Origin of the sequence: Streptomyces spiramyceticus, from assembly GCF_028807635.1 — a bacterium.
Lineage (GTDB): Bacteria > Actinomycetota > Actinomycetes > Streptomycetales > Streptomycetaceae > Streptomyces > Streptomyces spiramyceticus.
Genome location: NZ_JARBAX010000001.1, coordinates 1,940,465 through 1,962,731, shown reverse-complemented (window position 1 = coordinate 1,962,731; position 22,267 = coordinate 1,940,465). Strand labels below are relative to the sequence as shown.

Genomic DNA, 22,267 nt, shown 5'->3' with positions numbered 1-22,267 from the left:
ATCATCATCCATCAGCCCCCGGTCCCGTCCACCTTCCGGGCCCATGCGCCGATCACGCCGCAGCGGCCGCCAGCTGCCCGTGCTACGGGTTCGCACTACCGTTTCGCAGAGGATTGAGCTGCCCGTCGAGTGGCGCCGTAGGGGCCGTCCTGAATCTCACATTCCCGAATTCGCTGGATCACATCCGTGTGCGATGCCAGATCGCTCGGCAATTTGGTATGACGGTCGAGTCTGGCAGATGCAAGCATCTCTGGCGTCAGTCCGAATGTTACGGACAGGTCGGCGGAATACAGGGAGGTCCCAATGAGTGAGGCTCCCGTGAGATCGGCACCTTCGAGCTTGGCGCCGTCCAATCCTCCCTCCACAAGATTGACATTGCGCATATCGGCACCCTTGAGATTCGCCGCACACAGATCGGCTCGTAATAGGTCGGCGCCCACCAAATCGGCTACATGAAGCCGGGCCTCCGAGAGGTTCGCTCCCCGCAAATTTGCGCCACAGAGGTCGGTGTACGAGAGATCGGCACCCTCCAGATTAGTGCCAGGCATGTAAGCATCCCGGTAAATGGTTCCCACCAGAGAAGTCTCGGACAGATCAAGCCGCTCTTCCGCGCGTCCCTTTGTCCTGCGGGCCAGAACAGAGAAGGCTGTGCGAATATCCTCCGGCGCGGTTTCCCGGTCGCCGACGCCTCTTTGCCGGCCAGTTCGGATGAATGCGGCCAGCACTTCAACCACCTGGGAGTGATCCCTCTCCGAGTCCCGCATAATCCCCTCCAGCGCGTAGATGGCACCGAGCCGCTGGGAGAGATTTTCGGATCCCAGAAGCTTGATCGCTTCTACGTACTGCCCATTGATCTGTTCCCTACGGGCGAGCTCTGCCTGCTCTCGGTCTCTGTCTCGGGTGTGCTGAAAAGTGCGGTGCGTGTAGTACAGCCCTACGGCCGCGAGTACCCCGGCACCCACAGCTACGAGTGTGGTGCGAATGCCGGTAATAACCATGCCGTCCGCGGGCTGGAGGTCCCGACTCCTCAGATGGGCGCCGTCGATCCACCAAGGGCCTTGCCACAGCAGGAGTCCGTAGCCGACCGCTGCAAGCACGAGGGCGGGCAGGGCGGCACGCTTCAGCAACTTCATGTCATCCATGATTGCTGGCGCGCATCCCGAGCAGGCAGGCTTTGCCATCGTTCAGAGCAGAGCTTGAGGTAGTGACCGTTCCTCTGCCAGTCGGTGGTGCTGACGTGCTGTTTGGACAGGCCGACGAGGATGTTAATCCCGTGCTTCGTGTGCTCTCTGCGCTCATCGAGTTCAGACCGGCTGTCGGCGGCTCGGATGCGAACCTGCTCTTCGCCCTCGGAGGGCGGCAGTTCATGGTCATCGCCCGCCGCCGAGCGGTCGGTGAGCGGATCCGTCGCGTGCGCGAGCACCACAACCTGACGCAACAGGACGTATGCGGGCGCTCAGGGATCGACGTCGCCACGTAGAGCCGGATCGAACAAGGCCACAGGAGCCCAAACTCGACACCCTCATCCGCATCGCCGACGCGATCGGGGTACCGCTCGCCGACTCGTCAGGCAGTAAAGAGCCCCGGCCGTCCGCTCCACCGGGGTCGGACGGCCGGGGCTGGTCGAGGTGTTTCCTACGAGGCGGGTGCCTGTGCCGCCATGCTGGTGCGTCGTGGTGGGCGTGCCGGGTGGCGAGTCGACGCCTGCGCCGCACTGCCGCCGCAAGGGCGAGGAACTGTGGGTCCGGAAAGGGGCGCACAACAAGTCGCACAAGCAAGTCCGGGCCCGCGTCGAGCACGTCTTCGCACGCATGGAGTGCTGGAAGATCCTGCGCGACTGTCGCCCCAGGGGGGAGGGTGTGCGCCACGCCATGCGCGAGATCGCCCGCCTGCACGACCTCAACTTCGTCGGACAGGGGGCGCGGCCGGAAGGGCCACCGGCCACGCCCCCATCCGCTCAAAGATGATTTACGGGACAGGCCTTAGAAGGCGCCGTTGTTGCAGCCCATGCTCGAACCGATGTGGGTGTCCTGTGCGCCCGGGTGCCCCTCGCCGTTGAGCGCGTTGCCCAGCGCGCCGTTGAGGATGCCGACCTGGCCGAGGACGTCGACGTTCAGGTCGTGGTCCTTGCAGTTGGAGCCCTGGTGGATGTTGAAGTGGTCGCCGCCCTTGTGGTGGCCGTGGTGGCCGTGCCCATCGCCGCCGGCGTAGGCGGTGCCGGTACTCAGGAGTCCGACGCTGCCGAGGGCGGCGACCAGGACGGCAGCCTTGCGAAGCTTGTGCATGTCATCTCCCGTGGTGGGTGCGATCTGTGATAGATCGACTTCGTTCAGTCATGGGAGATTAGTATGAAATACACTCAAAACACCCGGCGACGCGCCGAGTCCGGGCGGGACAGTTCCGGTTGGCCGCCGATGGGGTGCGCTGTGCGGGGTGCTCTTCGCAAATCGCTGAAGCGATCGACGTACCGCTTGCTGGTCTCGGCAGTGAAGAGTCCCGGCCGTCCGCTCCCCAGGAAGCGGACGGCCGGGGCGGTGTCAGCGGCCGGCCGTGTATGGGGTCCGTGTTCTCGTGTCGACGACGATCACGAACGGGTCGCCGTAGGACTTCCTCGACCAGCCCCGCCTTCGCGTGGGCTGCGGCCCTGCTGCGGATTTCCACGCCTGGTAGCTGTCCACCACCTCGGCGTACCGCGGATCAATCCAGTCGTGCATCTCTGCCTCGTCTCTCTCCGTTCCCCAACGACGGTAGAGCCGCGGGGGAACGGAGACCGGGGGGTCGGTCAGTTCGGGCCGCTGTTACTGCACTCGCCGGTGCACGAACCTTCGGGGCCGCCCGGGGAGTGCGTGCACGATGCGGCGACGGTGATGCTGTTGTCGCTGGGGCCCACCCACATTGCGGGCTCGGGGGTGTACCCGGCGGCCGTAATGGCTTCCTGGGTGCGGGTGCGGGTGCGGGTGCGGGTGCGGGTGCGGGTGAGGGCGCCGGGGTCGTGGCGGCTGGTGTCCGGGGCCTCGGGTACGTGGTGGACGAACAGGCCGAGTCGAGCAGCCAGCGATTGTTTGACGTGCGTGTGCAGGATGATCGCGTGCCATCCCTCGTCGACCACACGCGACGGTTGCAGGCGGGCGTGGGGGTGCGCGGCGCAGGCGGCTTCGAGCTTCAGCGCCTCCAATGTGATCAGCTCGGCAACGTCGATCGCCATACCGGGGTTGTTGCGCTGGACGGTCGCGGTCACAGCCATCAGGTCCTCGGGTTGAATCAGGTCGAAGACGTTCCGTGTCACGGGCGCCTCGGTGGTGGTAGTCATGGTGGTGTTCTCCCGTTCTCTGGATGGGTTGGACGTCCGCCTCGGCCGGGGTTTCCTGGCCGGATGCATCGGCTGAGGCGGGTCTTGCTGGCCCACTGCCCTCCTTGCGCACGGGGTGCTGAGGGCAGCGGGGGTCAGTGGGGCGCCGCGCTGCCGGGAAGGGGCGTTCGGGCAGGGGCGCCGCAGACCTGGACGGGGCCTGTGGTGGGAGTGTCCGGAATGAGGTCCTCCGGCGTGATGGGCGGGCCGTGCCAGAGCAGGGTCACGCCGTGCTCTTCGCAGTAGGCGCCCGTGTCGTCCTCGACGGGGAATTCGTGCTCGCCCTTGAGGCACTCCGTCATCAGCGTGCCTTCCGTACTGCCCGCCGGAGTTGGGCTCCGGTCTCGCAGTCGTCTTCGAGGCAGGTCAGGCAGTGGGTGCAGTGGTCGAGGAGTTCCGCGTACTCCGCATCCCCGCGGTGGCTTGTGCAGGACCAGGGGAACCAGAGGTCGGAGCGGTCGTGTGTGTGGTTCGGGCGCGGCCCGAGGCCGAAGGCCGTGTGTGGGCTCACCGTCGGACCTGCGCCCGCCGGTACCGGCCGTACAGCACGAGCTGCGACACCGCGCCCGGCGTGCACAGCACCCCGGGGCCGTCCATAGGGACGGACCAGTGGGAGCGGTACGTCTCAGGGGCAGTGAGTTCCGGGCTGGGCACACCGAGGTGGCAGTTCACTCCGAGGCATTCCGTTTCCGGGACGTCCCACCCGCGCGCCGTGCTCGCCGGAACCAGGGCGTAGTACACCTGCGAGCAGGAGTCGCCGAACACCGGACCGCCATGCAAGGCGTCGGAGAGGTAGGCATCGACTGCCTGCGCATCCTCCGTACCGGCCGCCGTGCGTACGACAACGGCCGGGATGCGGACCGCGGAGAAGATTCCGCCGCACCGTAGGAGTGCGATACCGGACGTCTCCCACTCGACACGGGCCTGCCGCCGGTCGTTCGTTGCGGCGAGGAGCCAGTGACCGACCGCGAACTCTCGCGCCTGGCGCGTGTGCACGAGCACTCCGCGGGTGCTCTGCAGAGGTTCGAGATTCTGGCCTAGCTCTGTACTCGTACGGGCCGTGCTGTGATGGCCCCCGGATGGGATCACGGCGTAGTACCTGCCGCTTTGCGCTGCTCGCCGTCACGCGGATGGGGCGCCGGCGGGTAGCTCGGGGGAGGTACGGGCAGTCCGGTGGCGGCATCGACGAGGACACGTCGACGAGCGCGCCCTCCAACCGTATGGCGAGTGATCATGGTCGGCTCCATGTCAGCGGGTCTGATGCTGACATGGTGTGGGCAGAGCAACGCCCCGACTATCAGGGCTTGTTGATAGTCGGGGCCATGGATTCACTCAGTGTGAAGCGCCCAGCCAGGAGCCGTACGACAGGAAAGAATGGGGCAGTTGGCGGTGTGCCGCCTCCAGTCCCGCGTACGTCTCACGGACCGTCGGGTGATAGCGGGCCTGCTGCGGCGCAGTACGCCGGGCATCCAAGAGGCTCTTGAACGCGGGTTCCAGTCTGCCGGTCCACATCTGCGCGCGGGCGACCTCGGCGTAGTGATGGCTCGCCCGGGACTTCGGCCAGTCCTCCGGGATCACCACACTGTCAGCCGACTCGACAGCCTCGCCGTACTGGTCGAGTTCGGCGAGGACGCTCACGCGGTGCACCTCGACGTTGGTGGGACCGAACGCCATCCAATGAACCTTGGCCGCCTCCCCCGTGCCGTCGGCGATCCGCTTCGCCTCCGACAGGTGCTCGAACGCCCGATCGCCGTCACGTGCCCGGCCGGCCATCACGGCGGCGCCAAGGTGCAGCTGTCCTGTGACGACTTGCCGCTCCTGGGCGCCATCGGCTTGACCGAGGATCGAGAGCCCCATGGTGATGAGACGGCGTCCTGTGCGGTACTGGCCGTCACGCAGATACGTGAGCGCCCGGAAGTACTGGTACATGCCCCCGAGGACAGCGTCGGATGCACGCTGTGCCGCCCAATCCATGCGGGCCAGGGCGATCGTGGCGAGATCCTGAAAGCCCAACTTCGACGCGACGTCGTACGCAGACCGGTAGAGGGAGGCGAGGGTCAGCCATGCCTCACGGCCACCCGAAGTGTGCGCGGCAGTGGTGGTCTCTTGCACCAGTCCCGGGACTTTCGAGGCCACGGCCTTGATCTCCCCGGCGCGAACTCCGGCACACAGTGCCTCTGCGTCGTCATGAAGCACATCGAGGGAGCGAGGGGTGATCTCAGGGTCGGCGCCGAGGTCGTAGACGTCGAGGCTTTCCCGGATCGGCCTTATGAGGACATCGAGTTGGTCCATCCGCAACTCGTCGGCGTACGGCTGCCCCATGACGGTTGCGACGTCGACGCGCATGGCCCGGGCGGCAGCCGCGATGACGTACGGAGTGGCTGCGATGACGCCCTGTTCCGTTTTGGTGTACGTGCTGTACGGGATGCCTGACAGGTCCGAGACGGCTCGCTGGGTGAGGTGGCGTTCGAGGCGTAGACGCTTCATCCGTGCGCCGGTGTGGTCATGAGGTAGAGCGTGCATACTGGCTCCTGTTCTGACTCGACACCAGAACGGTACCCGCGGTCGGCTCCGCTGGTACACGATCAGGCCCCACCCTCCCGCGGGGTGGGGCTTTCGTACGTCCCTGGACGCACAGAGGCGCCCCCTCCCACCCGAAGAAGGTGAGAGGGGGTGCGGTCGTTCAGGGGTACTGGCCGCGGAAGGGGTCCAACGCTTTCGACTGTGAGTTGCCCGGCGGCGGGTCCGGGGCAGGAGCGCCGTCGCGGCGGCAGATCCGGGCGTCCGGGTCGTAGTCGGGCGTCTGCCACGAATACCCCTCCTCGCGCGACTGGCCAGCCGGACCCGTCGGCCCGATGTCGCCGGTCTCCCCCTTCCCCCCCTCGCTCGCCTTGTGGCCCCCGGGATGGTGGAGTCCGCACCCGGCTTGCCGACAGGTCCGGTGGGGCCAGGAACGGTCGAGTCGGCGCCGGGGTGACTGGCTGGGCCCACGGTGCGTGTGGTGGGCGGCCCAGCCGGATACGAACGTGATCGAATTAAGGTGCATAAGCGATGTGCATCAAGCCAGAAAAGAAGAAGACCAGCGTTTCCGCTGGTCAGGATGACTGTGCGCCCCCGGCAGGACTCGAACCTGCGGCCAAGCGCTTAGAAGGCGCCTGCTCTATCCACTGAGCTACGGGGGCCAGATCGTGGCCTCGGTGGTCGGGGCCCCGGGCTGGGAGGTCCTGGACCTTGCCGGGGACAAGGATAGGGCTCCGATCGCCTTGGGCCGGTTGCTTCGGCTGCGTGACACGATGTGGAGGTTCAGTGAAGCGCTCCCGATAATCGCAGGCGAGTGCGAATCGTGCACCGCTTTTGACGCCTGGCGTCCCGGGTGTTGTGCACTCGTTATGCCTGCGCCCCACTCGTCCCGTCTGTCCCTGGCCGACAATCGGCGCGCAGAGATCCCTATAGGCTTCTAAAAGACAGCAAAATTGGGCATTCTTCGCATGTGGTGACCTTGGACGCACGGCCTCAGCTGATCGACGCACTCTCCGCCCTGCGCGACCGTGTCGCCGCCGTGCGCCTGCCGCTCCCTCTTCCGGGGGCTCCGCGTGCGCGGCAGGCGCGGGTCGAGCTGCTGGCGCAGCTCGACGACTATCTGATGCCCCGGCTCAAACAGCCCGAGGCACCGCTGCTCGCCGTCATCGGCGGGTCCACCGGCGCCGGCAAGTCGACGCTCGTCAACTCCCTGGTGGGCAGGCGCGTCAGCGAAGCCGGCGTGCTGCGGCCCACGACACGGACGCCCGTGCTCGTATGCCATCCGGACGATCAGCAGTGGTTCTCGGAATTGCGCGTGCTGCCGCAGCTCACGCGCGTATCGGTGCCTCCGGGCGGCGAGAAGAGGGCTCAGCGGGCCGACTGGGCGCGGGCCGAGGCCGAGGGGCGTGCGCTGCGGGTGGAGACCGTGGCGACGCTGCCGCGCGGGCTCGCGCTGCTCGACGCGCCCGACATCGATTCCCTCGTTGCGCGCAATCGCGAACTGGCCGCCGAACTGATCTGCGCCGCCGACGTATGGGTGATGGTGACCACCGCCAGCCGGTACGCCGACGCCGTCCCGTGGCATCTGCTCCGTACCGCAAAGGAGTACGACGCCACCCTCGTCACCGTCCTCGACCGGGTGCCCCACCAGGTCGTCGCCGAGGTGTCGCAGCAGTACGGGGCGCTGCTCACCAAGGCCGGGCTCGGTGACGTGCCCCGGTTCACCATCCCCGAGCTGCCCGAATCCGCCGGCGGCGGCGGGCTCCTGCCGTCCACCGCCGTCGCGCCGCTGCGCGCCTGGCTGGCGCACCGGGTGCACGACCCGGCGGCCAGACAGCAGGCCGTGGGCCGTACCGCCTCGGGGGTCTTCGGCTCCCTCAACACCCGGATGCCCGAGCTCGCCTCGGCCGTCGCCGCGCAGTACGCCGCCTCTGTGCGGCTCACGACGGCCGTGGAGGAGGCGTACGAGAAGGAGGGCGCTCGGGTACGCCGAAGGCTCCAGAGCGGCGCTGTACTGGCCGGAGACGCCCTCACGCGCTGGCGCGGCTACCCGCTGGACAGCAACGCCTGCGAGCTCCTCGACTCGCTCACCGGGAGCCTCACCGCGCTCCTGGAGTGCGCCGTGGCCGCCGCCGAAGAGCACGTCCACCAGGCGTGGGCGCGAGAGCCCGCGGCGGGCGGGGTGGAGCTCGGCGCCACCGACATGGAGGCGGGCGAGCGGATCGGGATGGCCGTACGGCGCTGGCGCCGGGTGCTCGAAGAGCTGGCCGAGGAAGAGGTACGGGACATGGAGCGGCCACCCGCCCCCGACCCCGAGACCGTCGCGGCGCTCCTCGCGGCCACCCTGCTGGGCGGGCGGCGGACGCGCAGCGCCGGGGAACGGCTGGCCGAGCGGATCGGTGCCGTCAGCGCGACGCGGCTGCGCGACAAGGGCGGGGAACTGCTCATGACGTACATCGACGGCGTACTGAATGCCGAACGGGACTTCCGGCTCGCGCCGCTCGACGCCCTCGAAGTGACTCCGGAGCCGCAGGCCGAGCTGATCGCCGCGCTCTCCGTACTGCAGAAGGAGAAGTGACTCCCGGTGACCGCTGTTACTGACCGGACCGATCACGGCGACGAGCGTGATGAACGTGATGCGAGTGATGACGGTGGCGAAGGGCGCTGGGACGACGGGCTGATCGCCCGGCGCGTCGCGGAAGCGGCCGCCTTGTCCGACGATCCCGGCCCCGCCGCGCCCGAGACCCCCGAGGCGTACGACGAACTGCCGGGCGGTGACACGTACGGCGGCGTCCTGCGCGGACGCCTCGACGCCCTGCGCGAGCTGGTGGGGCTCTCCCGTACCCGCATCGAAGGCGGCACCCTCGCCGAGGCCGGCCGGGTGCTCGACGAGGCGGCGGCCCGGCAGCGGCTCTCCGCGCGGCACACCGTCGTCGCCATCGCCGGCGCCACGGGCAGCGGCAAGTCGACGCTCTTCAACGCGCTCGCCGGTGTGCAGATCTCCGACACGGGCCTGCGCAGGCCGACCACCTCCGCGCCCATCGCGTGCAGCTGGACGGACGGCGCGGCCGGGCTGCTGGACCGCATCGGCATCCCGGGACGGCTGCGCCGCAGGCCCGCGCTCGGCCGTGAGCGCGACGAGGCGCTGGACGGGCTCGTGCTCGTCGATCTCCCCGATCACGACTCGGCGATGACCGCCCACCGCGACCAGGTGGACCGGGTGCTCAAGCTGGTCGACGCGGTGATCTGGGTCGTCGATCCGGAGAAGTACGCCGATGTCGTGCTGCACGAGCGCTATCTGCGGCCGCTCGCCGGGCACGCGGAGATCACCTTCGTGGTGCTCAATCAGGTGGACCGGCTGCCGGGGGACGCCGCCGACCAGGTGCTCGACGATCTGCGCAGGCTGCTGGACGAGGACGGCATGGCGGTGGGCGAACACGGCGAGCCCGGCGCCACGGTGCTGTCGCTGTCGGCCCTGACCGGGGACGGTGTGGGCGAACTGCGCGAGATGCTCGGCCAGTTCGTACAGGATCGGGGTGCACCGGCGCGGCGTCTGTCCGCCGACGTGAGCGCGGCCGCGGCCCGGCTGCGCCCGGTCTACGTCGCCGACGGACGGCGCCCCGAGCTCGACGAACGGGCGCGCGACCACTTCACGGAACGGCTCGCGCAGGCCGTGGGCGCGACGGCGGTGGCCGAGGCGGCGGAGCGCGAATGGGCCAGGAACGCGGGGAAGGCGTGCGGGACGCCGTGGCTGAGGCTGTGGCGCTGGTACGAGGCGAGGCGCGAGCCGGGGGCCGGCACCGATCCGGCGGGGCAGCAGACCCCGGCCGACGAGGAGGTCACCGCCAGGCAGCGCGTCGAGCAGGCCGTACGCAAGGTGGCGGACGAGGCGGCGGCCGGGCTGCCCGCACCCTGGGCGCAAGCGGTACGGGAGGCGGCGGTGCGCGGCGCGGCGGGGCTGCCGGAGGAACTGGACGTACTGGCGGCACGGGCCGGACTGCCGCGCGACCGGCCGCCCAGGCCCGCGTGGTGGCCGCTCGCGGTGCTGGCACAGGCTTCGATGACGCTGCTTCAGGTCTTCGGCGGCCTGTGGCTGGTGGGCCAGATCGTCGGCGTACTGGAGCCGGGTCTGCTGCCACCCGTTCTGGTGATGCTGGCCGGGATCATCGGCGGCCCGTTGGTGGAGTGGGCCTGCTCGGTGGCGGCCAGGGGGCCGGCGCGGAGGTACGGGCAGGAGGCCGGGCGGAGGCTGCGGGAGGCGGCCGCCGGGTGCGGGCGGGCGCGCGTACTGGATCCGGTGTCGGCGGAGCTGATGCGGTACCGGGAGGTGCGGGAGCAGTACGTGGCGGTGACGGGGTTGTCCACAACCGGCAGCTAGTCCACAGGCTCCAGCGGGCACGGCGCGTCCGGTCCAGCATGGGATCAGATCGATCGAGGCGCTGGAGCCTCACGGATGGATGACCGGCGGATGACGGACGGGGGCGGACGGCATGAGTGACACCTGGGTGACGTTGGTGGGCAATGTCGCGACGGGCGTGGACTACCGGGACTCGGCGGCGGGTGGGGTGGCGCGGTTCCGGTTCGCGGTGACGGCGCGGTACTGGGACCGGCAGAAGGAAAGCTGGGCGGACGGGCACTCCAGCTTCTACACGGTGTGGGCGCGGCGGGCGCTCGCGACGAACCTGGCCGGATCGCTCTCGGTCGGTGAACCACTGGTCGTATATGGGCGGTTGAGGGTGCGGGACGAGGAGAAGGAGGGGCAGCGAAGGTTCTCCGCGGACATCGAGGCCCTGGCGGTGGGGCACGACATGACGCGCGGGACTTCGGCCTTCAGGCGGGTGGTGAAGGGGGATCCGGCCCTGCTGGAGGACCGCCCGAGGACACCGGTGCCCTGACGCGACCTGACCCTTACGACCGGCCGATTCCTGCGGTGATTTGTCGACAGGCCCAGCTCAGAGGGCTGTTGGCGATAACAATTCCGAGTCGGAATGGTTATGTGACGGCATGACAGTCGGCTCTCGTCCCACGCGTCCCTAGGATTCCCGGATACTCACGGGGCACTTGAGTCTGCCGGCGAGGCGCTCCCCCACGCTCGCATCACCCATGCGAAGGAGCCTCGCCCGAAGGGGAATTCTGTGTTTTCTGCGCTCTCGGCATTTTCTGCGCGCTCTGCGTCTTCTGGGCGCCCTGTACGGCGACGGGGCTCCACCCGTCTCGCCGCCGCGGTCGTGGCTTCGGGCCTCGTCGCGGCCGGTGCGATAGCCGCTGCGGGTCCCGCCGCAGCGGAAGAGGCACCGCAGCACCAGGGCGGGGCGGCAGCCACGCTCGACGGGCTGACCACCTACGACGGGGCCGTCATCCACGCGGACGGCGGTGACCAGCAGATCTCCGCCGGCCTGTTCGAGATGACCGTCGACGGTGGGGGCACGCTCAAGACGTACTGCATCGACATCCACCGCCCGACGCAGGCGCAGGCGAAGTACCTGGAGACCTCCTGGGACCAGACCTCGCTCGCCGGCAACCGGGACGCCGGCAAGATCCGCTGGATCCTGGAGCACTCGTACCCCCAGGTGGACGACCTGAGCGCGCTGGCCGCGCGGGCCGGGGTCGACTCGCTCACCGAGCAGACGGCCGCGGCGGGGACCCAGGTCGCGATCTGGCGGTACTCCGACCACGTCAAGGTCGACGCGGTCGACCCCAAGGCCGAGAAGCTCGCCGACTTCCTGGAGAAGAACGCGCGCGGGGCCGCCGAGCCCGCCGCGTCCCTGACGCTGGAGCCGAACGCGGTCTCCGGCAAGGCAGGAAAGAAGCTCGGCCCGGTCACCGTCCGTACCAACGCGGATCGCGTCACCGTGGCCCCGCCCGCCATCACCTCCGGCAGCGCCGACGGTGTCAAGATCGTCGGCAAGGACGGCAAGCCCGTCACCACCGCCGTCAACGGCAGCGAGCTGTACTTCGACGTCCCCGCCGACGCCGCCGACGGCTCGTCCTCGCTGACCGTGCAGGCCACCACATCGGTGCCGGTCGGCCGCGCCTTCTCGGGCGTCACGCAGAGCCAGACGCAGATCCTGGCCGGCTCCAGCGAGTCCACCGTCTCGGCCGGTGCCACGGCCACCTGGGCCAAGAAGGGCGCCGTCCCGGCACTCTCCGCCAAGAAGAACTGCGCCAAGGGCGGCGTGGACATCACCGCGAGCAACAAGGGCGACGAGCCGTTCAGCTTCGAGCTCATGAGCTTCAAGCACACCATCGAAGCCGGTCAGTCGCGCACCGTGACCATCCCGGTCCAGGAGGACCAGGCGTACGACTTCACGATCAAGAGCCCGGGCGGCTTCAGCAAGAATTTCAAGGGCGTCCTCGACTGCAAGACCTCCGGCGCCGCGACCACCGGCACCATGGGGCAGCCCCAGAACCGCCCCAGCCCGGCCACGGCCGGTGACATCCCCGTCGACGAAGGCCTGGACCTCGCCGAGACCGGGAGTTCCGACGCGACACCGATGATCGCGGGCGTGGCGATCGCGTTCGTCGTGGCCGGCTGCGCCGCGGTCTTCCTGCTCCGCAAGAAGAAGACACCTTCGGCCGACGAGTAGGGACAGGACGACCAGGGACAGGTGCAGTACGGCAGCGCTCTGTGACCGAGCGGTGACAGTGGCCCCGATGCGCCTTGGCGCACCGGGGCCGTTGGCATACCCGTTTCCATCGCGGGGTGGACGTCAGGCAAGATGGGGTGTTTTTGGCGAGTCCAGCAACGCAAAGGGCCCCTGACCAGCGGAGGAACCGCCAATCAAGGGCCGTAAGCGGGCCGTGGGCCGCCTGTGGGCCGTCAGGCCGCTGCGGTGAGTGCCGTTGGGTGAATCCGCTGGAACACCGTCGACACGGCCGCGCGTGTCCGCTCCTCGCTGCTCGGCATCAAGTGCGTGTAGATCCGCAGCGTGAATCCGGGGTCCGAGTGTCCAAGGTAGACGCTCAACGCCTTGATGTTCTCTCCCGCGTCCAGGAGCACCGAGGCGTAGAAGTGGCGCAGCGCGTGCATGCCGTCGTCCGGCGCAGCGGCGTAGCGCTTGCCGGGTTCCTTGGGAGGGATGACGCCAGCGAGGGCCAGGGCAGGCTTCCACACGTAGTCATCGAAGTAGCTGCGCCAGATGGCCTTGCCCACACCGCTGGTGAAGACGAGCTTGAGTGTCACCAGCGGCCCGTCCGGCGTCTTCCACGGCAACGTGACCTCGACGGGCGGGAACTGGTGCATATGCTCACGCAGTCCCACCGCCACTACCGGACTGAGTGGGGCATCCCGGAGCTTGCCCCTCTTGGGCGGGGCGAAGACCAGCGTGCCGCCGACGCGCTTGATCTGCTGGCGGACGTGCACCCACCCCGTGGCGAAGTCGATGTTCTCCTCAGCGAGGCCGAACACCTCCCCCTGACGGAGTCCGCAGCCGCCACCCGCGTCCACGGTGGCTGCGTACCGGTCAGGCAGCCCCGCGCGAACAGCGAGCACACGCTTTGCGGTCCAAGGCCGAATCAACCGGGGCTCAGGTTCCGGAGCCTTGACCGACTGAGCGTGACAGGGGTTCGACCTGATCACGCCGTCATCCACCGCAGCGTTGAACAGTGACGACACCGAGTCGTAGATGGCGCGGCGGTACGTCGCGTTCGGCAACGCCGACTTGAGCGTGTTCAACCAGGTGCGCATGTGCTCGGGCTTGAACGAACCCATGGGGCGCGTACCCAGGTAGGGAACTGCGTGGAGCCGGATACGTCTGGTCACGACTTCCTGACTGCCCAGGTCTGTCGTCAGGCCGCCCAGCCACTTCGCGGCGTACTCGCGGAACGTGATCTGCCCGGCCTTCGGGTCGATGAAGTGGCCCGCGTCCATGTCGGCCTTGACCCGCGTCAGCCACTTCTCAGCGAGCCCCTTCTGACGGTCCGGGTAGCTCTTGGACTGCTCCGTCCCGTCGGGGCCGACGTACCGGGCGCGGTAGCGCAGTCCTATGCCGTAACGGTCGCTCTTGACCCGGACAGTCCTGCCGTCGGCGGTGGTCTCGGTCTTGTACCAGCGGTCTTGCACATGCCCGGCCATCAGGCAGCCTCCTGCCCTGTGTCGAGCAGCGAGTCGACCCAGACGCGTACGTCCTCCGGGTCGTAGCGAAGGTGTCGGCCAACCCGGAAACCGCGGGGGCCGATGCGCTTGCGCCGCCACTGGTAGACGGTTTCGAGCGGAACTCCGAGGAGGTCGGCGAGGTCGACCGGGGTCAGGTAGCGGTCGGGCAGGAACCGGGCCATGGTCACCACTCCCCGGCGTGGTCGAGGTCTGCGAGTGCTTCGCGGACGGTTTCGCGGTTGAGCTGTAGGTCTCGGGCGATGGTGGCGGCGAGGGCGGATTCGCCGGGGGTGTGGCCGTGTCCGGCGTATTGCCAGTCGGCGAGGACGAGCACGGTGTCCGGCTCGCGGTCGTCGAGTCCGAGTGCTTCGCGTTCTTGGGCGGCGCGGTAGTCGGCGCGGATCTGGCGCAGGGCACCAAGGGTGGTGGAGTAGCGGCGGGACTTGGACGAGAAGTGGCCGCGAAAGCCGAGCATGTGAGCCCAGGCCCAGAGCCGTCGTTCGGGGTAGAGGGGGTCCAGGTCCCAGCAGGCCCGGATGAGCCGTTGGGCGTGTTCGGGTATGTCGTGGCGGTCCAGTTCCGCCAGCTCCCCGATACGGCGGTCCAGGGTGCCGGTCGTCTCGGCTGCTTTGGTGGCGTACTTGGCGACGTAGGAGGCAACGGCCTGCTCGGTGATGTCGGCTCCGTCGTCGAAGGCGCGGATGGGCCGAACGTCGAGCTGGGTGCCCCAGCGAAACGGCCGGCACGGCTGCCCGTCGGCGGCGGGCACGGTCACCGTCGTGTACGAGTGCGCGGCGGCAGCGCGTATCGCGTCACTCAGCAGGGTCACGGAGGCCCACGAGGGCGGCGCGCTCTCGGGTCCATCGGGTCCGTCGAGACGGATCACGGCATGGAAGTGGATCGCTCCGCGCTTTTGGAACTCTGCGACCTTGCCGTACGAGACGCGCGCCGTGTCGCCGAGTTCGCGCTGTGAGATTCCGGCACGGGCAGCGATCTCTCGGCGGAGCCGGTTGGCGAAGCGCTGCCACAGTTCCCCGGCGTGGTTGTTGAACAGCACCGCACCCGCGTAGTCGTACGTCGCCGGGTCGAGCGCCGTGCCGAGGACGGGGTCACCGTCTGGGTGGGTGGTGCCGCAGCGGCAGCGGCCGGAGGAAGGCCGGTTGTGGACGGGGCCGAAGGACGGGGCGGTGAGGGTGGCGAAGACCCGAGGGTGTTCGCGCACGGTCGCGGGAATGTCCTTGGCGTCGTCTCCGGCGAGTCCGGCGCGGATCAGGTGGTAGGTGTCTCCGGCGTAGGTCCAGGCGCAGGCCGGGCAGCGTGAAGCGCGCCGATTGCCGCAGGCGACCCGGAGCCGTCCGCCGGGCTCATGCTCGGTGGTGTAGTGGTGGAGGGTCTCGCCGGTGGTCTTGTCCTTGGCGAGGGTCCAGCCGGTGAGGTGGATGGGGTTGGCGCAGCCGCCGGTGCGGCGGATCTGGTCTTGCCAGCGGTGGAAGTCCGGAGACCCGGCCACCCGGAGGAGGTCCCCCAGGGTGGTCGGGTCCAGACCCGTGAGGGTCTCGGTCATGCGCGGCTCCCGGCCGTCGCGGCGGTGCGGGCGGGCCGGGTGCCGGTGCCGTGGCAAGCCGGGCAGTGCGCGGTGATCGTGCGCCGGTGGCCGGTGCGGTCGCGACCGCCGAGGGTGATCGCGGCGGAGGCGAAGCCGTCGCAGTCCGAGCAGATGCGGGCCGTGGTGGTCGGGCGGTGGGCCATGATGGGTTGTTCCTTCCGGATCAGTGGTTCGGGCAGGGGCACGGCTCCCGGGGCGGACGAAACTTGGCGGTAGAGGCCGCCCCGGGGGCCGGTCAGCGGTGCAGGTTGCTGGAGTTCAGGAGCAAGCGCAGGACGACGGCGCACACCCCGACGGAGACAGCGGTGACGGCGACCGCAAGGAGCATGGAGACCAGCACCGCGCCGACCACGAGCACCGCTGCGACGCCACCACCGACGAGAGCGACCAGCGCGCCGGGGGTGAGCTGCACCGCCGGGGCCTGACGAGCGGCCTGGGGAGCCGGAGCGGGAGCCGAGTGCTGCTGCACCAGGGCCGAGGTCGTGGCGGCGGGCAGGCTGGTGATGGTGTAGGTGTCAGGCGTTGGGTACTTGGGCTTGAACACGGGATCTTCCTTCCTGCGGCGGGTTACTTGATGGCGGTGTCGATGGCGGGTGCGAGCAGGCTGTCGGCGAGGAGGTAGCCGCCGAGCAGGAGCACGATCACGAGCCATGCGGGCGGGCGGATGAGCTTGATGCCGAGCCAGCCGACGGCGATCAGGGCGATCCAGAGCGGGACGTCCATCAGCGGACCTGGCAGCGGTGGGTGCGGGCGGCGAGCTGGGCGGCGGACTGGCTGGAGAAGTCCGAGGACCACCCGCAACGGTCGGCAGTGCATACGGCGGCGTGTTTGGTGCGGCCGTGGCGGTCGCGGTGGGTGCCGATCTGCACTGGTCCGATCCGCATCACGGAGTGGAAGAAATCGCGGGCAGGCATGATCCGATCTCCTTGTCTCTCAGGCGAGTTGGGCAGCGATGGCATCGGCCATCGGGGCAGGGACACCGAGCCGGGCGCGCAGGGTGTCGGCGTCGATCACAGAGCCGGTACGCGCACGGTGGTCGTCAGCGACCTTGCGGGCGTGCTCCACCAAGGCGGGCGGAACGGCAGTGACGGCGGGCGGTGCGGGCAGTGCCGGGGCAGCTTCGGGGGCCAGGGTTTCGTCGCGTTCGAGCAGCTCGGGGTCCAGGTCATCGGCCGGGGGCGGATCCGCCGGCGGGACCGTGACCGGAGTGGGTGTGTGGGCCAGGAGGGTGCCGCCGAGGAAGGCGAGCGCGGGCCATCCGGCAACGCTGAAGCGCAGCCAGGCCGGAGGGTTGGCCAGGTCGAGGAACCCAGCGGTAGCGACGTTCGCACCGAGCGAGGCGACCAGGGCGATGAGGAACCAGCACCACGCCAGACGGGACCGACCGCCACCCCGAAGGCGTCGCCAGGCCGCGACCAAGAGCAGGTCCACCGAGATCGGGTAAGCCCATGCCTTCCAACCGGTCTGTCCGGCAGCGGCGGCAAGGTCATGCAGGTGGGCGAAGGACAGAGCCCCGGCAATCACGGCCTGTACGAGGACAGCGTCAGGGCGGATCGTGCGGGTCATGGTCTTCACCTCCTTGTCGGGATTGGGAGCCGGGACGAGCGGGGCACGTAGGTCCGACCGCCCGTCCCAGCGCTGTGATCAGTTCGTGGCGGCGTGGCCGGTGCCGAAGCAGGCCAGGCACAACGCGGACTGCTGATCGGTCGTCTCGCGGTACTTGCGGGCGGAGCCGACGCGGACGGTCTCGGTGATCTCGCCCGTGCCCTTGCAGTCCGGGCACTTCTTCGCGGGACGCTTGCGGGCGGCGGTGGTCTTGCGTGCGGTCATGGGTGGTGCTCCTTCCGGGTTGCGGCATGGATCGGGTAGGGACCTGGCGTGATGCGGTCACGCCGACCGGTCGAGCGAGGAGAGATCAGGCCGCGGCCGGGGCCGTTTCGACAGACGGGGCGGGGACTGGGGCAAGGTGCGGCAGCACGGGCCGGAAGACGGCGAGTTCGGGCACGTCCGGGGTGCGGTCGGCGTGCCGGTTGCAGGCGTTGACGGCCTGGCGCAGCGTGGTGTGCGGTGAGCGGATGCGGGCCCATCCGCCGGTGGAGTCCCCGGTGACGGCGAGGCCGGGTGTGTCGGTGGGGATCTGGATTGCGGCGAGTACGGCGTCGGGGGCGATGTCGCCGAAGGCCATGTTGGCGGACGATTCGTCGTTGACGCGGTGGGCGGTGCGGCCGGTGAGCTGGGCGCGGAGCATGGTGATGCCCTTGCCGAGTTCGGAGCCGAAGCGCTGTCCGCAGATCTCCAGGTAGATCCCGGCGGCCCGTCCGAGCTGAGCGAGGCGGACCAGGGCGGTGATGATCCGGTCCCTGCGCTTCTCCTCCTCCTTGGAGGCAAACAGCGCCAGTTCCGCGACCTCGTCAACGAGCAGGACGATGGGGGTCGGGCGCAGGTGGTCGGGCAGGTCCCAGATGTCGGCGGCGATCTCCGCATCGGGCACGTCGGCGGTGATGCGCTGCTCGGCGCGGATGAGCTGGTAGACCCCTTCCATGTGGGACACCAGGGCGTCGAGGAGTTCGGCGGCGGTGTCGGGGTTGTCGGCGAGCGCGGAGAAGCGGCGGGCCAGCGGGAACAGCTCCACACCCTGCTTGCAGTCGATGCCGACCAGAGCGACGTCCTGCGGGGCGAGTTCGGCGACCAGGTTGCGTTGGTACACCGACTTGCCGGACTTGGTGGCGCCCAGGGTCAGGGCGTGCGGCATCTGCCGGTAGTCGCGGTAGTGCACGCCACCGTCCTCACGCAACGCCACCGGGACCCGCGTCGGTGAGCGGTCGACCTTGGCGGGCATCTGCACCCGCTTGAGGACGTCGTAGCCGGTCATCCGCAACTCGACTACCCCGGAGCGCAGTTCGCGCGAGGTGACGCCGTACATGGCGAACGAGTGGCGTAGCCGGTCCGTGGCCGCAGCCACATCGAACGCGTCCTGGCCGGGGCGGAGCTTGAGCCGCAGGACCAGGCCGGTGCGGGTTGGGCGCAGCCGCAGGATCTGCGGCGGACGACTCTCCGGTGCCGGGCGGCGGGCCGCCCGGGCCAGGTGGAGACGCCAGCGGGAGGGCGGGACGGTCAGCCCGCAGGCGTCCATGACCGAGGCGTAGCGGACCAGGACCCGCAGCGCGGCGAGGGTGACCCCGAAGGTCAGCCAGTACCAGGCCGGGCGCTGCCACCGCAGGAGGCCCGCAGCGACGACGACCAGCAGCAGTAACGCGGTCAGCCACGACATCATCAGGCAGCCTTCTGCTTCGAAGCACCCTCAGCCAGCGACGTCACCGCGACAGCGCGGAAGCTGATCCCGTGCCGCTTCTGGCCGCCGAACTCGTTTTCCCACGGCCGGGCGGTCAGGCCAGTCAGAGCGACCGGGGTACCCATGACCAGCTCACCGGTGATGCCCGGCTGGGGAACCGTGACGGTCAGCACTTCGGCTTCACCGTTGGAGGCGAACAGCACATCCACGGTCATCAACTGGGCACCGGTCTCGGCGTCTATAGCGAGCTCACCGGTACGGCGGTCCTTCACCTTGACCTGCGGAGGCTGAGCCACCATCACCATGGCGGCGGAAGTGTCGACGGGGATCTGACGCATCTAGATCACTCCTGTAGAGGGGTTCGACTCCGTCACTCATGTATATGAGTGACATTAAGAAGAGTGCAGCACTCCTGTACATGAGTCAACCCGCTGCGAAGAAGAAATCGCAGCGGGCTGAGGGGAGTTGAGTGAGCGTCAGTCGGCGGCAGGGATGCGGTAGCTGAAAACGAACTGGTCAGCAGCCATGAGCGTGTCGCAGACCTCGACCACACGGCCCTCTTCGGTTACGGCATTGCGTACGAGATGAACCACCGGAGCCCCGGGGCTCAATGCCAGCTCGGACGCCTCAGCCTTGGAAGCTGGCCGCGCTTGAAGGGTCTCGACGAACTCGGCGAAGACATGGCCGTCGTCCTCCAGCCTGGCGTAGATCCCACCAGGGCCGGGGTTCTCGGAGAACAGCTCGGGGATGTCCTTAACAACGTCCCAGGGGAGGTAGGACGTGGCAGTTTCCACCGGGGTGCCGTTGCGGAAGTAGAGGCGACGCCGGGCCAGCACCTGGGCTCCGGGATCGACTCCGAGTCGTTCGGCGATCTCCTCGGGGGCATGGGCTGGGCCAATGAACAACACGCTGACTTTGGCGGTGGCGCCAGCCTGTTCGGACTCAGCGAGGTACGCGGCCTTGCCGCCCTTGCGATGTGATCGCCTGAAGCGGTCCGACGACCGGTGACGCACCGGGGGCCGGGCCTTTACCGTCGATCCCTTGCCGTGCCGGGTCTCCACCAGGCCGCTCGCGCGGACCTCAACCATGGCCTTACGGATCGTTCCGCCCGATACGCCGTAGCGTTCGACCAGTTCAGACTCACTCGGCACCGTGTCACCAGGCTTGAGGACTCCCGCCCGGATCTGCTGAACGATCTCGTCAGCGATCTGCACGTACCGAGGTACGGCCCTCCCACCTCCTACCGCAGTTCCCATCGACCTACTCACTCTCCTATGCTCCTGTACATGAGTAACAGCGTCCAGGAATCCCCGTCAACGCCGAAGCACAGTGTGTCCGTGGCTGGGGCCGTGCTGCGCGAAGATGGCCGGTTCCTGGCGATCCGCCGTGCCGACAACGGAACGTGGGAGCTGCCGGGCGGAGTCCTGGAGTTGACGGAGTCACCGGAAGAGGGCGTCTGCCGCGAAGTCTGGGAAGAGACCGGCATTCACGTTGAGGTCGACCAGCTCACCGGCGTCTACAAGAACACGTCCCGAGGCATCGTCGCCTTGGTCTTCCGCTGCAAGCCCTCCGGAGGCACTGAGCGCACCTCGACCGAATCGACGGCTGTTGACTGGCTGACACCCGAGGAGGTCGCCGAGCGGATGTCCGAGGTCTACGCAGTTCGTCTGCTCGATGCTCTGGGCGGGGACGGACCCCACGTCCGGAGCCACGACGGCAAGCACCTGATCCCAGCGCGGTAAGAGTTTCCCTACTTCATCAAGACCCCGCGCACGGCGCGGGGCGCACGCCGTCTTCGGCGCGGCCGCCGCCCTGTCTTCGCCAGCGGCCGCCGCGCCAACGGCGCGCGCTGCGTGCTCGGGGATGGGAGGAAACCCGCTGTGGCTGGGGCGGTCGGCTCCACGGCTTTAGGCCAAGGCCATGAAGTTAAGGGCTGATCGGTGGAGGTGAGATGTCGATGCCGACTGTGGCTTTGTAGGTGCGGCGGTTGATTTTGAGGCTCTTGTACGCGTAGCGGGACAACGGTCTCTTAACCGCGCGGGGGCTGAGGCGAAGGCGTCTGGCGGGGATGAGTGCGCCGAGTACCGAGGCTCCGATCGTGCCGACGAGGTCGATCACGGTGTCGGCGATCACGCCCGCCGCCTGGACGACCTGGTCCCGCGCGGTGTTTAAGGCGGTGGTAAAGCTGCACCGGTCCGGATCGACACCAGCGGTGTGGGCGGCGTCCGAGATCGCGATCCGGATCAGCTGGTAGCCGACGAGCAGGGCGTAGATTTCCTGGGCGATACCCGGCCAGGAGCGCGAGCGCAGAACGCGTCGTCCGAGCATCGTTTTCTTGATCTCGAAGTAGGCCGATTCCACTTCCCAGCGTTCGTGGTAGAGCCTGACCAGCTCGAAGGCGGGGTGGGTGTGATGGTCGAGCAGAGTGGTGGCCAGGCGATAGGTGCCGGTGCGCCGGCCTTGGCTGGTAGCGATGGTGATCTCGCAAGCCACGATGCGGACTTCGGTGCCGGCCAGGCGGGAGAGGAACGAGCCGTCGGGATAGCGGGCCAGGACCGGGGGCTTCCAGCTGGCAGAAAGGCGGGCCAGGAAGTGAGCGCGTGCGGCCGTGGCAGTCAGGAAGCCCGCGGTGGCGAAGCCCCGGTCGAGCAGGACGAGCATGCCCGGATGCAGGGACCGCACCAGGCGGCGCCCCAGGATGGACTCCCCGGGTTTGCTGGGGCCGAAAACCGCGTCGATCACCGCGCGTGTCCCGCAGGCCACCAGCGCGACCAGCAGGACCTGCGGGTAGCCCGAGGCTGCGGTGTACTGGTTGGAGCTCTTCCCCAGCGTGGCGCGTATCGCCGGATCGTCGGCGACGTCCAGATGAGTGCCGTCGATCGCGACGACCAACATTCCGGCCCAGTGGGCCCCGGCCGTGCGGATCGCCGAGGCCGGCCCGCGTAGAAGATCGAACAGGGCCCGCATCGGGTGCACCCCAAGCCGGGTCCGCGCGTCCCACAACGCCGTCGCGGTGATCTTCGGTATCGGTATCGAGTTCAGCGAGGCGGTGAGCCTGCGCCAGACGGCGAGGTAGCCGCATTCCTCGAACAAGGCGGCTGCCAGCAGCAGGTAGACCACCACGCGAGCAGGTAGTTTCCGTAACCGACGCTGGCTCGCGCCGGTCTCGACGAGCACGGCATCGACCATCTCAAAGGGAACAATGCGGGTGAGCTCTCCCAGATGACCAGGCGCGAACACACCCTCGGCTACCGTGATTTCACGCGTGATGACACACTGACTGGACAGCGGAGCTCCCGTATTCAAACGACTCGTCTTGGCGGACAAGCCGTTCTACCGGGGCTCCGCTTCCTACGTCCGGCACTCAGCCAGATCCCCCCTTGCCAACAGCCCCGAAGCCTTAAC

At 68.7% G+C, this 22,267-nt stretch carries 26 protein-coding genes, 1 tRNA gene and 1 pseudogene; 6 read left to right on the top strand and 22 right to left on the bottom strand.

From position 1 onward, the window contains the following. Positions 1 to 95: 95 nt before the first annotated feature. Both PXH83_RS08930 and PXH83_RS08925 read right to left on the bottom strand, forming a co-directional pair. Positions 96 to 1,133: a pentapeptide repeat-containing protein gene (locus PXH83_RS08930; RefSeq protein ID WP_274558597.1), complete on the bottom strand. Its 1,038-nt coding sequence runs from the start codon at positions 1,131 to 1,133 to the stop codon at positions 96 to 98. Beyond that, positions 1,130 to 1,426, bottom strand: coding sequence for a hypothetical protein (locus PXH83_RS08925; protein WP_274558594.1), 297 nt, complete (start codon positions 1,424 to 1,426; stop codon positions 1,130 to 1,132). The genes PXH83_RS08930 and PXH83_RS08925 overlap by 4 nt, the downstream gene beginning before the upstream one ends. A 265-nt stretch (positions 1,427 to 1,691) precedes the next feature. Here PXH83_RS08925 and PXH83_RS08920 point away from each other — a divergent pair. Continuing rightward, positions 1,692 to 1,967: pseudogene (locus tag PXH83_RS08920) on the top strand (hypothetical protein); the annotation flags it as partial. A 15-nt stretch (positions 1,968 to 1,982) separates the two neighbouring features. On the opposite strand, the gene PXH83_RS08915 reads toward PXH83_RS08920, so the two are convergent. From PXH83_RS08915 to PXH83_RS08885, 7 genes are all read right to left on the bottom strand, one after another. Beyond that, positions 1,983 to 2,285, bottom strand: a complete 303-nt coding sequence (locus PXH83_RS08915; protein WP_274558592.1) for a hypothetical protein — start codon at positions 2,283 to 2,285, stop codon at positions 1,983 to 1,985. A gap of 497 nt (positions 2,286 to 2,782) precedes the next feature. Then, the gene (locus tag PXH83_RS08910) at positions 2,783 to 3,310 is read right to left on the bottom strand and encodes a glycine-rich domain-containing protein (RefSeq protein WP_274558590.1); all 528 of its coding nucleotides are present in this window, start codon (positions 3,308 to 3,310) and stop codon (positions 2,783 to 2,785) included. A 134-nt stretch (positions 3,311 to 3,444) separates the two neighbouring features. Further along, positions 3,445 to 3,651 carry a hypothetical protein gene (locus PXH83_RS08905; RefSeq protein WP_274558587.1) on the bottom strand — a complete coding sequence of 69 codons (207 nt, stop codon included), beginning with the start codon at positions 3,649 to 3,651 and terminating at the stop codon, positions 3,445 to 3,447. Continuing rightward, complete coding sequence (locus PXH83_RS08900) at positions 3,651 to 3,860, bottom strand: hypothetical protein (protein ID WP_274558585.1); 210 nt, start codon at positions 3,858 to 3,860, stop codon at positions 3,651 to 3,653. Before PXH83_RS08900 ends, PXH83_RS08905 begins: the two co-directional genes overlap by 1 nt. Further along, positions 3,857 to 4,345, bottom strand: a complete 489-nt coding sequence (locus PXH83_RS08895; RefSeq protein ID WP_274558582.1) for a hypothetical protein — start codon at positions 4,343 to 4,345, stop codon at positions 3,857 to 3,859. Before PXH83_RS08895 ends, PXH83_RS08900 begins: the two co-directional genes overlap by 4 nt. A gap of 336 nt (positions 4,346 to 4,681) precedes the next feature. Continuing rightward, complete coding sequence (locus PXH83_RS08890; protein ID WP_274558580.1) at positions 4,682 to 5,872, bottom strand: helix-turn-helix domain-containing protein; 1,191 nt, start codon at positions 5,870 to 5,872, stop codon at positions 4,682 to 4,684. A gap of 586 nt (positions 5,873 to 6,458) precedes the next feature. After that, positions 6,459 to 6,531 (bottom strand) — tRNA-Arg (locus PXH83_RS08885). A gap of 317 nt (positions 6,532 to 6,848) precedes the next feature. Here PXH83_RS08885 and PXH83_RS08880 point away from each other — a divergent pair. From PXH83_RS08880 to PXH83_RS08865, 4 genes are all read left to right on the top strand, one after another. Further along, entirely contained in the window at positions 6,849 to 8,447 is a 1,599-nt protein-coding gene (locus PXH83_RS08880) for a dynamin family protein (protein WP_274558577.1), read from the top strand. Positions 8,448 to 8,453: 6 nt separating this feature from the next. Further along, complete coding sequence (locus PXH83_RS08875) at positions 8,454 to 10,247, top strand: GTPase (protein WP_274558575.1); 1,794 nt, start codon at positions 8,454 to 8,456, stop codon at positions 10,245 to 10,247. Between the two features lie 112 nt (positions 10,248 to 10,359). Next, positions 10,360 to 10,764, top strand: coding sequence for a single-stranded DNA-binding protein (locus tag PXH83_RS08870; protein WP_274558572.1), 405 nt, complete (start codon positions 10,360 to 10,362; stop codon positions 10,762 to 10,764). 333 nt (positions 10,765 to 11,097) lie between these two features. Further along, positions 11,098 to 12,456, top strand: a complete 1,359-nt coding sequence (locus tag PXH83_RS08865) for a Cys-Gln thioester bond-forming surface protein (RefSeq protein WP_274558570.1) — start codon at positions 11,098 to 11,100, stop codon at positions 12,454 to 12,456. 233 nt (positions 12,457 to 12,689) lie between these two features. Here PXH83_RS08865 and PXH83_RS08860 read toward each other — a convergent pair whose 3' ends face one another. The 12 genes from PXH83_RS08860 to PXH83_RS08805 all read right to left on the bottom strand — a co-directional run bounded on the left by PXH83_RS08860 (position 12,690) and on the right by PXH83_RS08805 (position 20,118). Then, complete coding sequence (locus PXH83_RS08860; protein ID WP_274558567.1) at positions 12,690 to 13,943, bottom strand: tyrosine-type recombinase/integrase; 1,254 nt, start codon at positions 13,941 to 13,943, stop codon at positions 12,690 to 12,692. Beyond that, entirely contained in the window at positions 13,943 to 14,146 is a 204-nt protein-coding gene (locus tag PXH83_RS08855) for a helix-turn-helix domain-containing protein (RefSeq protein ID WP_274558565.1), read from the bottom strand. The genes PXH83_RS08860 and PXH83_RS08855 overlap by 1 nt, the downstream gene beginning before the upstream one ends. Before the next feature lie 2 nt (positions 14,147 to 14,148). Next, positions 14,149 to 15,528: a replication initiator protein RepSA gene (gene repSA, locus PXH83_RS08850; protein ID WP_274558563.1), complete on the bottom strand. Its 1,380-nt coding sequence runs from the start codon at positions 15,526 to 15,528 to the stop codon at positions 14,149 to 14,151. Further along, on the bottom strand, positions 15,525 to 15,713 hold the full coding sequence (locus PXH83_RS08845; protein ID WP_274558561.1) for a hypothetical protein: 189 nt from the start codon (positions 15,711 to 15,713) through the stop codon (positions 15,525 to 15,527). The genes repSA and PXH83_RS08845 overlap by 4 nt, the downstream gene beginning before the upstream one ends. Positions 15,714 to 15,805: 92 nt before the next feature. After that, entirely contained in the window at positions 15,806 to 16,114 is a 309-nt protein-coding gene (locus tag PXH83_RS08840) for a SpdD-like protein (protein ID WP_420803136.1), read from the bottom strand. A gap of 23 nt (positions 16,115 to 16,137) precedes the next feature. Beyond that, positions 16,138 to 16,293, bottom strand: coding sequence for a hypothetical protein (locus PXH83_RS08835; protein WP_274558559.1), 156 nt, complete (start codon positions 16,291 to 16,293; stop codon positions 16,138 to 16,140). Beyond that, a complete protein-coding gene (locus tag PXH83_RS08830) occupies positions 16,293 to 16,484 on the bottom strand; it encodes a mobile element transfer protein (protein WP_274558557.1) in 192 nt (63 codons plus the stop codon). Before PXH83_RS08830 ends, PXH83_RS08835 begins: the two co-directional genes overlap by 1 nt. 19 nt (positions 16,485 to 16,503) lie before the next feature. Then, positions 16,504 to 17,136 (bottom strand): DUF2637 domain-containing protein, encoded by a 633-nt coding sequence (locus PXH83_RS08825; RefSeq protein WP_274558555.1) that lies wholly within the window; start codon positions 17,134 to 17,136, stop codon positions 16,504 to 16,506. A gap of 78 nt (positions 17,137 to 17,214) precedes the next feature. After that, on the bottom strand, positions 17,215 to 17,400 hold the full coding sequence (locus PXH83_RS08820; protein ID WP_274558553.1) for a hypothetical protein: 186 nt from the start codon (positions 17,398 to 17,400) through the stop codon (positions 17,215 to 17,217). Between the two features lie 85 nt (positions 17,401 to 17,485). After that, a complete protein-coding gene (locus PXH83_RS08815; protein ID WP_274562732.1) occupies positions 17,486 to 18,841 on the bottom strand; it encodes an FtsK/SpoIIIE domain-containing protein in 1,356 nt (451 codons plus the stop codon). Positions 18,842 to 18,843: 2 nt separating this feature from the next. After that, positions 18,844 to 19,200 (bottom strand): SCO3933 family regulatory protein, encoded by a 357-nt coding sequence (locus PXH83_RS08810; protein WP_274558551.1) that lies wholly within the window; start codon positions 19,198 to 19,200, stop codon positions 18,844 to 18,846. A 138-nt stretch (positions 19,201 to 19,338) separates the two neighbouring features. After that, complete coding sequence (locus PXH83_RS08805; RefSeq protein WP_274558549.1) at positions 19,339 to 20,118, bottom strand: GntR family transcriptional regulator; 780 nt, start codon at positions 20,116 to 20,118, stop codon at positions 19,339 to 19,341. An 18-nt stretch (positions 20,119 to 20,136) separates the two neighbouring features. Between PXH83_RS08805 and PXH83_RS08800 the strand changes: the two genes are divergently transcribed. Further along, positions 20,137 to 20,604 carry an NUDIX hydrolase gene (locus PXH83_RS08800; RefSeq protein WP_274558547.1) on the top strand — a complete coding sequence of 156 codons (468 nt, stop codon included), beginning with the start codon at positions 20,137 to 20,139 and terminating at the stop codon, positions 20,602 to 20,604. Between the two features lie 184 nt (positions 20,605 to 20,788). Here PXH83_RS08800 and PXH83_RS08795 read toward each other — a convergent pair whose 3' ends face one another. Further along, complete coding sequence (locus PXH83_RS08795) at positions 20,789 to 22,189, bottom strand: IS4 family transposase (protein WP_274558545.1); 1,401 nt, start codon at positions 22,187 to 22,189, stop codon at positions 20,789 to 20,791. Between the last annotated feature and the right edge of the window lie 78 nt (positions 22,190 to 22,267).

Excerpts from the sequence above, each read along its gene's own strand:
- repSA (WP_274558563.1), bottom strand. The coding sequence starts at position 15,528 with ATGACCGAGACCCTCACGGGTCTGGACCCGACCACCCTGGGGGACCTC.
- PXH83_RS08800 (WP_274558547.1), top strand. The coding sequence starts at position 20,137 with ATGCTCCTGTACATGAGTAACAGCGTCCAGGAATCCCCGTCAACGCCG.
- PXH83_RS08820 (WP_274558553.1), bottom strand. The coding sequence starts at position 17,400 with ATGACCGCACGCAAGACCACCGCCGCCCGCAAGCGTCCCGCGAAGAAG.
- PXH83_RS08805 (WP_274558549.1), bottom strand. The coding sequence starts at position 20,118 with ATGGGAACTGCGGTAGGAGGTGGGAGGGCCGTACCTCGGTACGTGCAG.
- PXH83_RS08860 (WP_274558567.1), bottom strand. The coding sequence starts at position 13,943 with ATGGCCGGGCATGTGCAAGACCGCTGGTACAAGACCGAGACCACCGCC.
- PXH83_RS08825 (WP_274558555.1), bottom strand. The coding sequence starts at position 17,136 with ATGACCCGCACGATCCGCCCTGACGCTGTCCTCGTACAGGCCGTGATT.
- PXH83_RS08915 (WP_274558592.1), bottom strand. The coding sequence starts at position 2,285 with ATGCACAAGCTTCGCAAGGCTGCCGTCCTGGTCGCCGCCCTCGGCAGC.
- PXH83_RS08930 (WP_274558597.1), bottom strand. The coding sequence starts at position 1,133 with ATGAAGTTGCTGAAGCGTGCCGCCCTGCCCGCCCTCGTGCTTGCAGCG.
- PXH83_RS08835 (WP_274558559.1), bottom strand. The coding sequence starts at position 16,293 with ATGGACGTCCCGCTCTGGATCGCCCTGATCGCCGTCGGCTGGCTCGGC.
- PXH83_RS08870 (WP_274558572.1), top strand. The coding sequence starts at position 10,360 with ATGAGTGACACCTGGGTGACGTTGGTGGGCAATGTCGCGACGGGCGTG.
- PXH83_RS08905 (WP_274558587.1), bottom strand. The coding sequence starts at position 3,651 with ATGACGGAGTGCCTCAAGGGCGAGCACGAATTCCCCGTCGAGGACGAC.
- PXH83_RS08845 (WP_274558561.1), bottom strand. The coding sequence starts at position 15,713 with ATGGCCCACCGCCCGACCACCACGGCCCGCATCTGCTCGGACTGCGAC.
- PXH83_RS08810 (WP_274558551.1), bottom strand. The coding sequence starts at position 19,200 with ATGCGTCAGATCCCCGTCGACACTTCCGCCGCCATGGTGATGGTGGCT.
- PXH83_RS08855 (WP_274558565.1), bottom strand. The coding sequence starts at position 14,146 with ATGGCCCGGTTCCTGCCCGACCGCTACCTGACCCCGGTCGACCTCGCC.
- PXH83_RS08890 (WP_274558580.1), bottom strand. The coding sequence starts at position 5,872 with ATGCACGCTCTACCTCATGACCACACCGGCGCACGGATGAAGCGTCTA.
- PXH83_RS08830 (WP_274558557.1), bottom strand. The coding sequence starts at position 16,484 with ATGCCTGCCCGCGATTTCTTCCACTCCGTGATGCGGATCGGACCAGTG.
- PXH83_RS08815 (WP_274562732.1), bottom strand. The coding sequence starts at position 18,841 with ATGTCGTGGCTGACCGCGTTACTGCTGCTGGTCGTCGTCGCTGCGGGC.
- PXH83_RS08910 (WP_274558590.1), bottom strand. The coding sequence starts at position 3,310 with ATGACTACCACCACCGAGGCGCCCGTGACACGGAACGTCTTCGACCTG.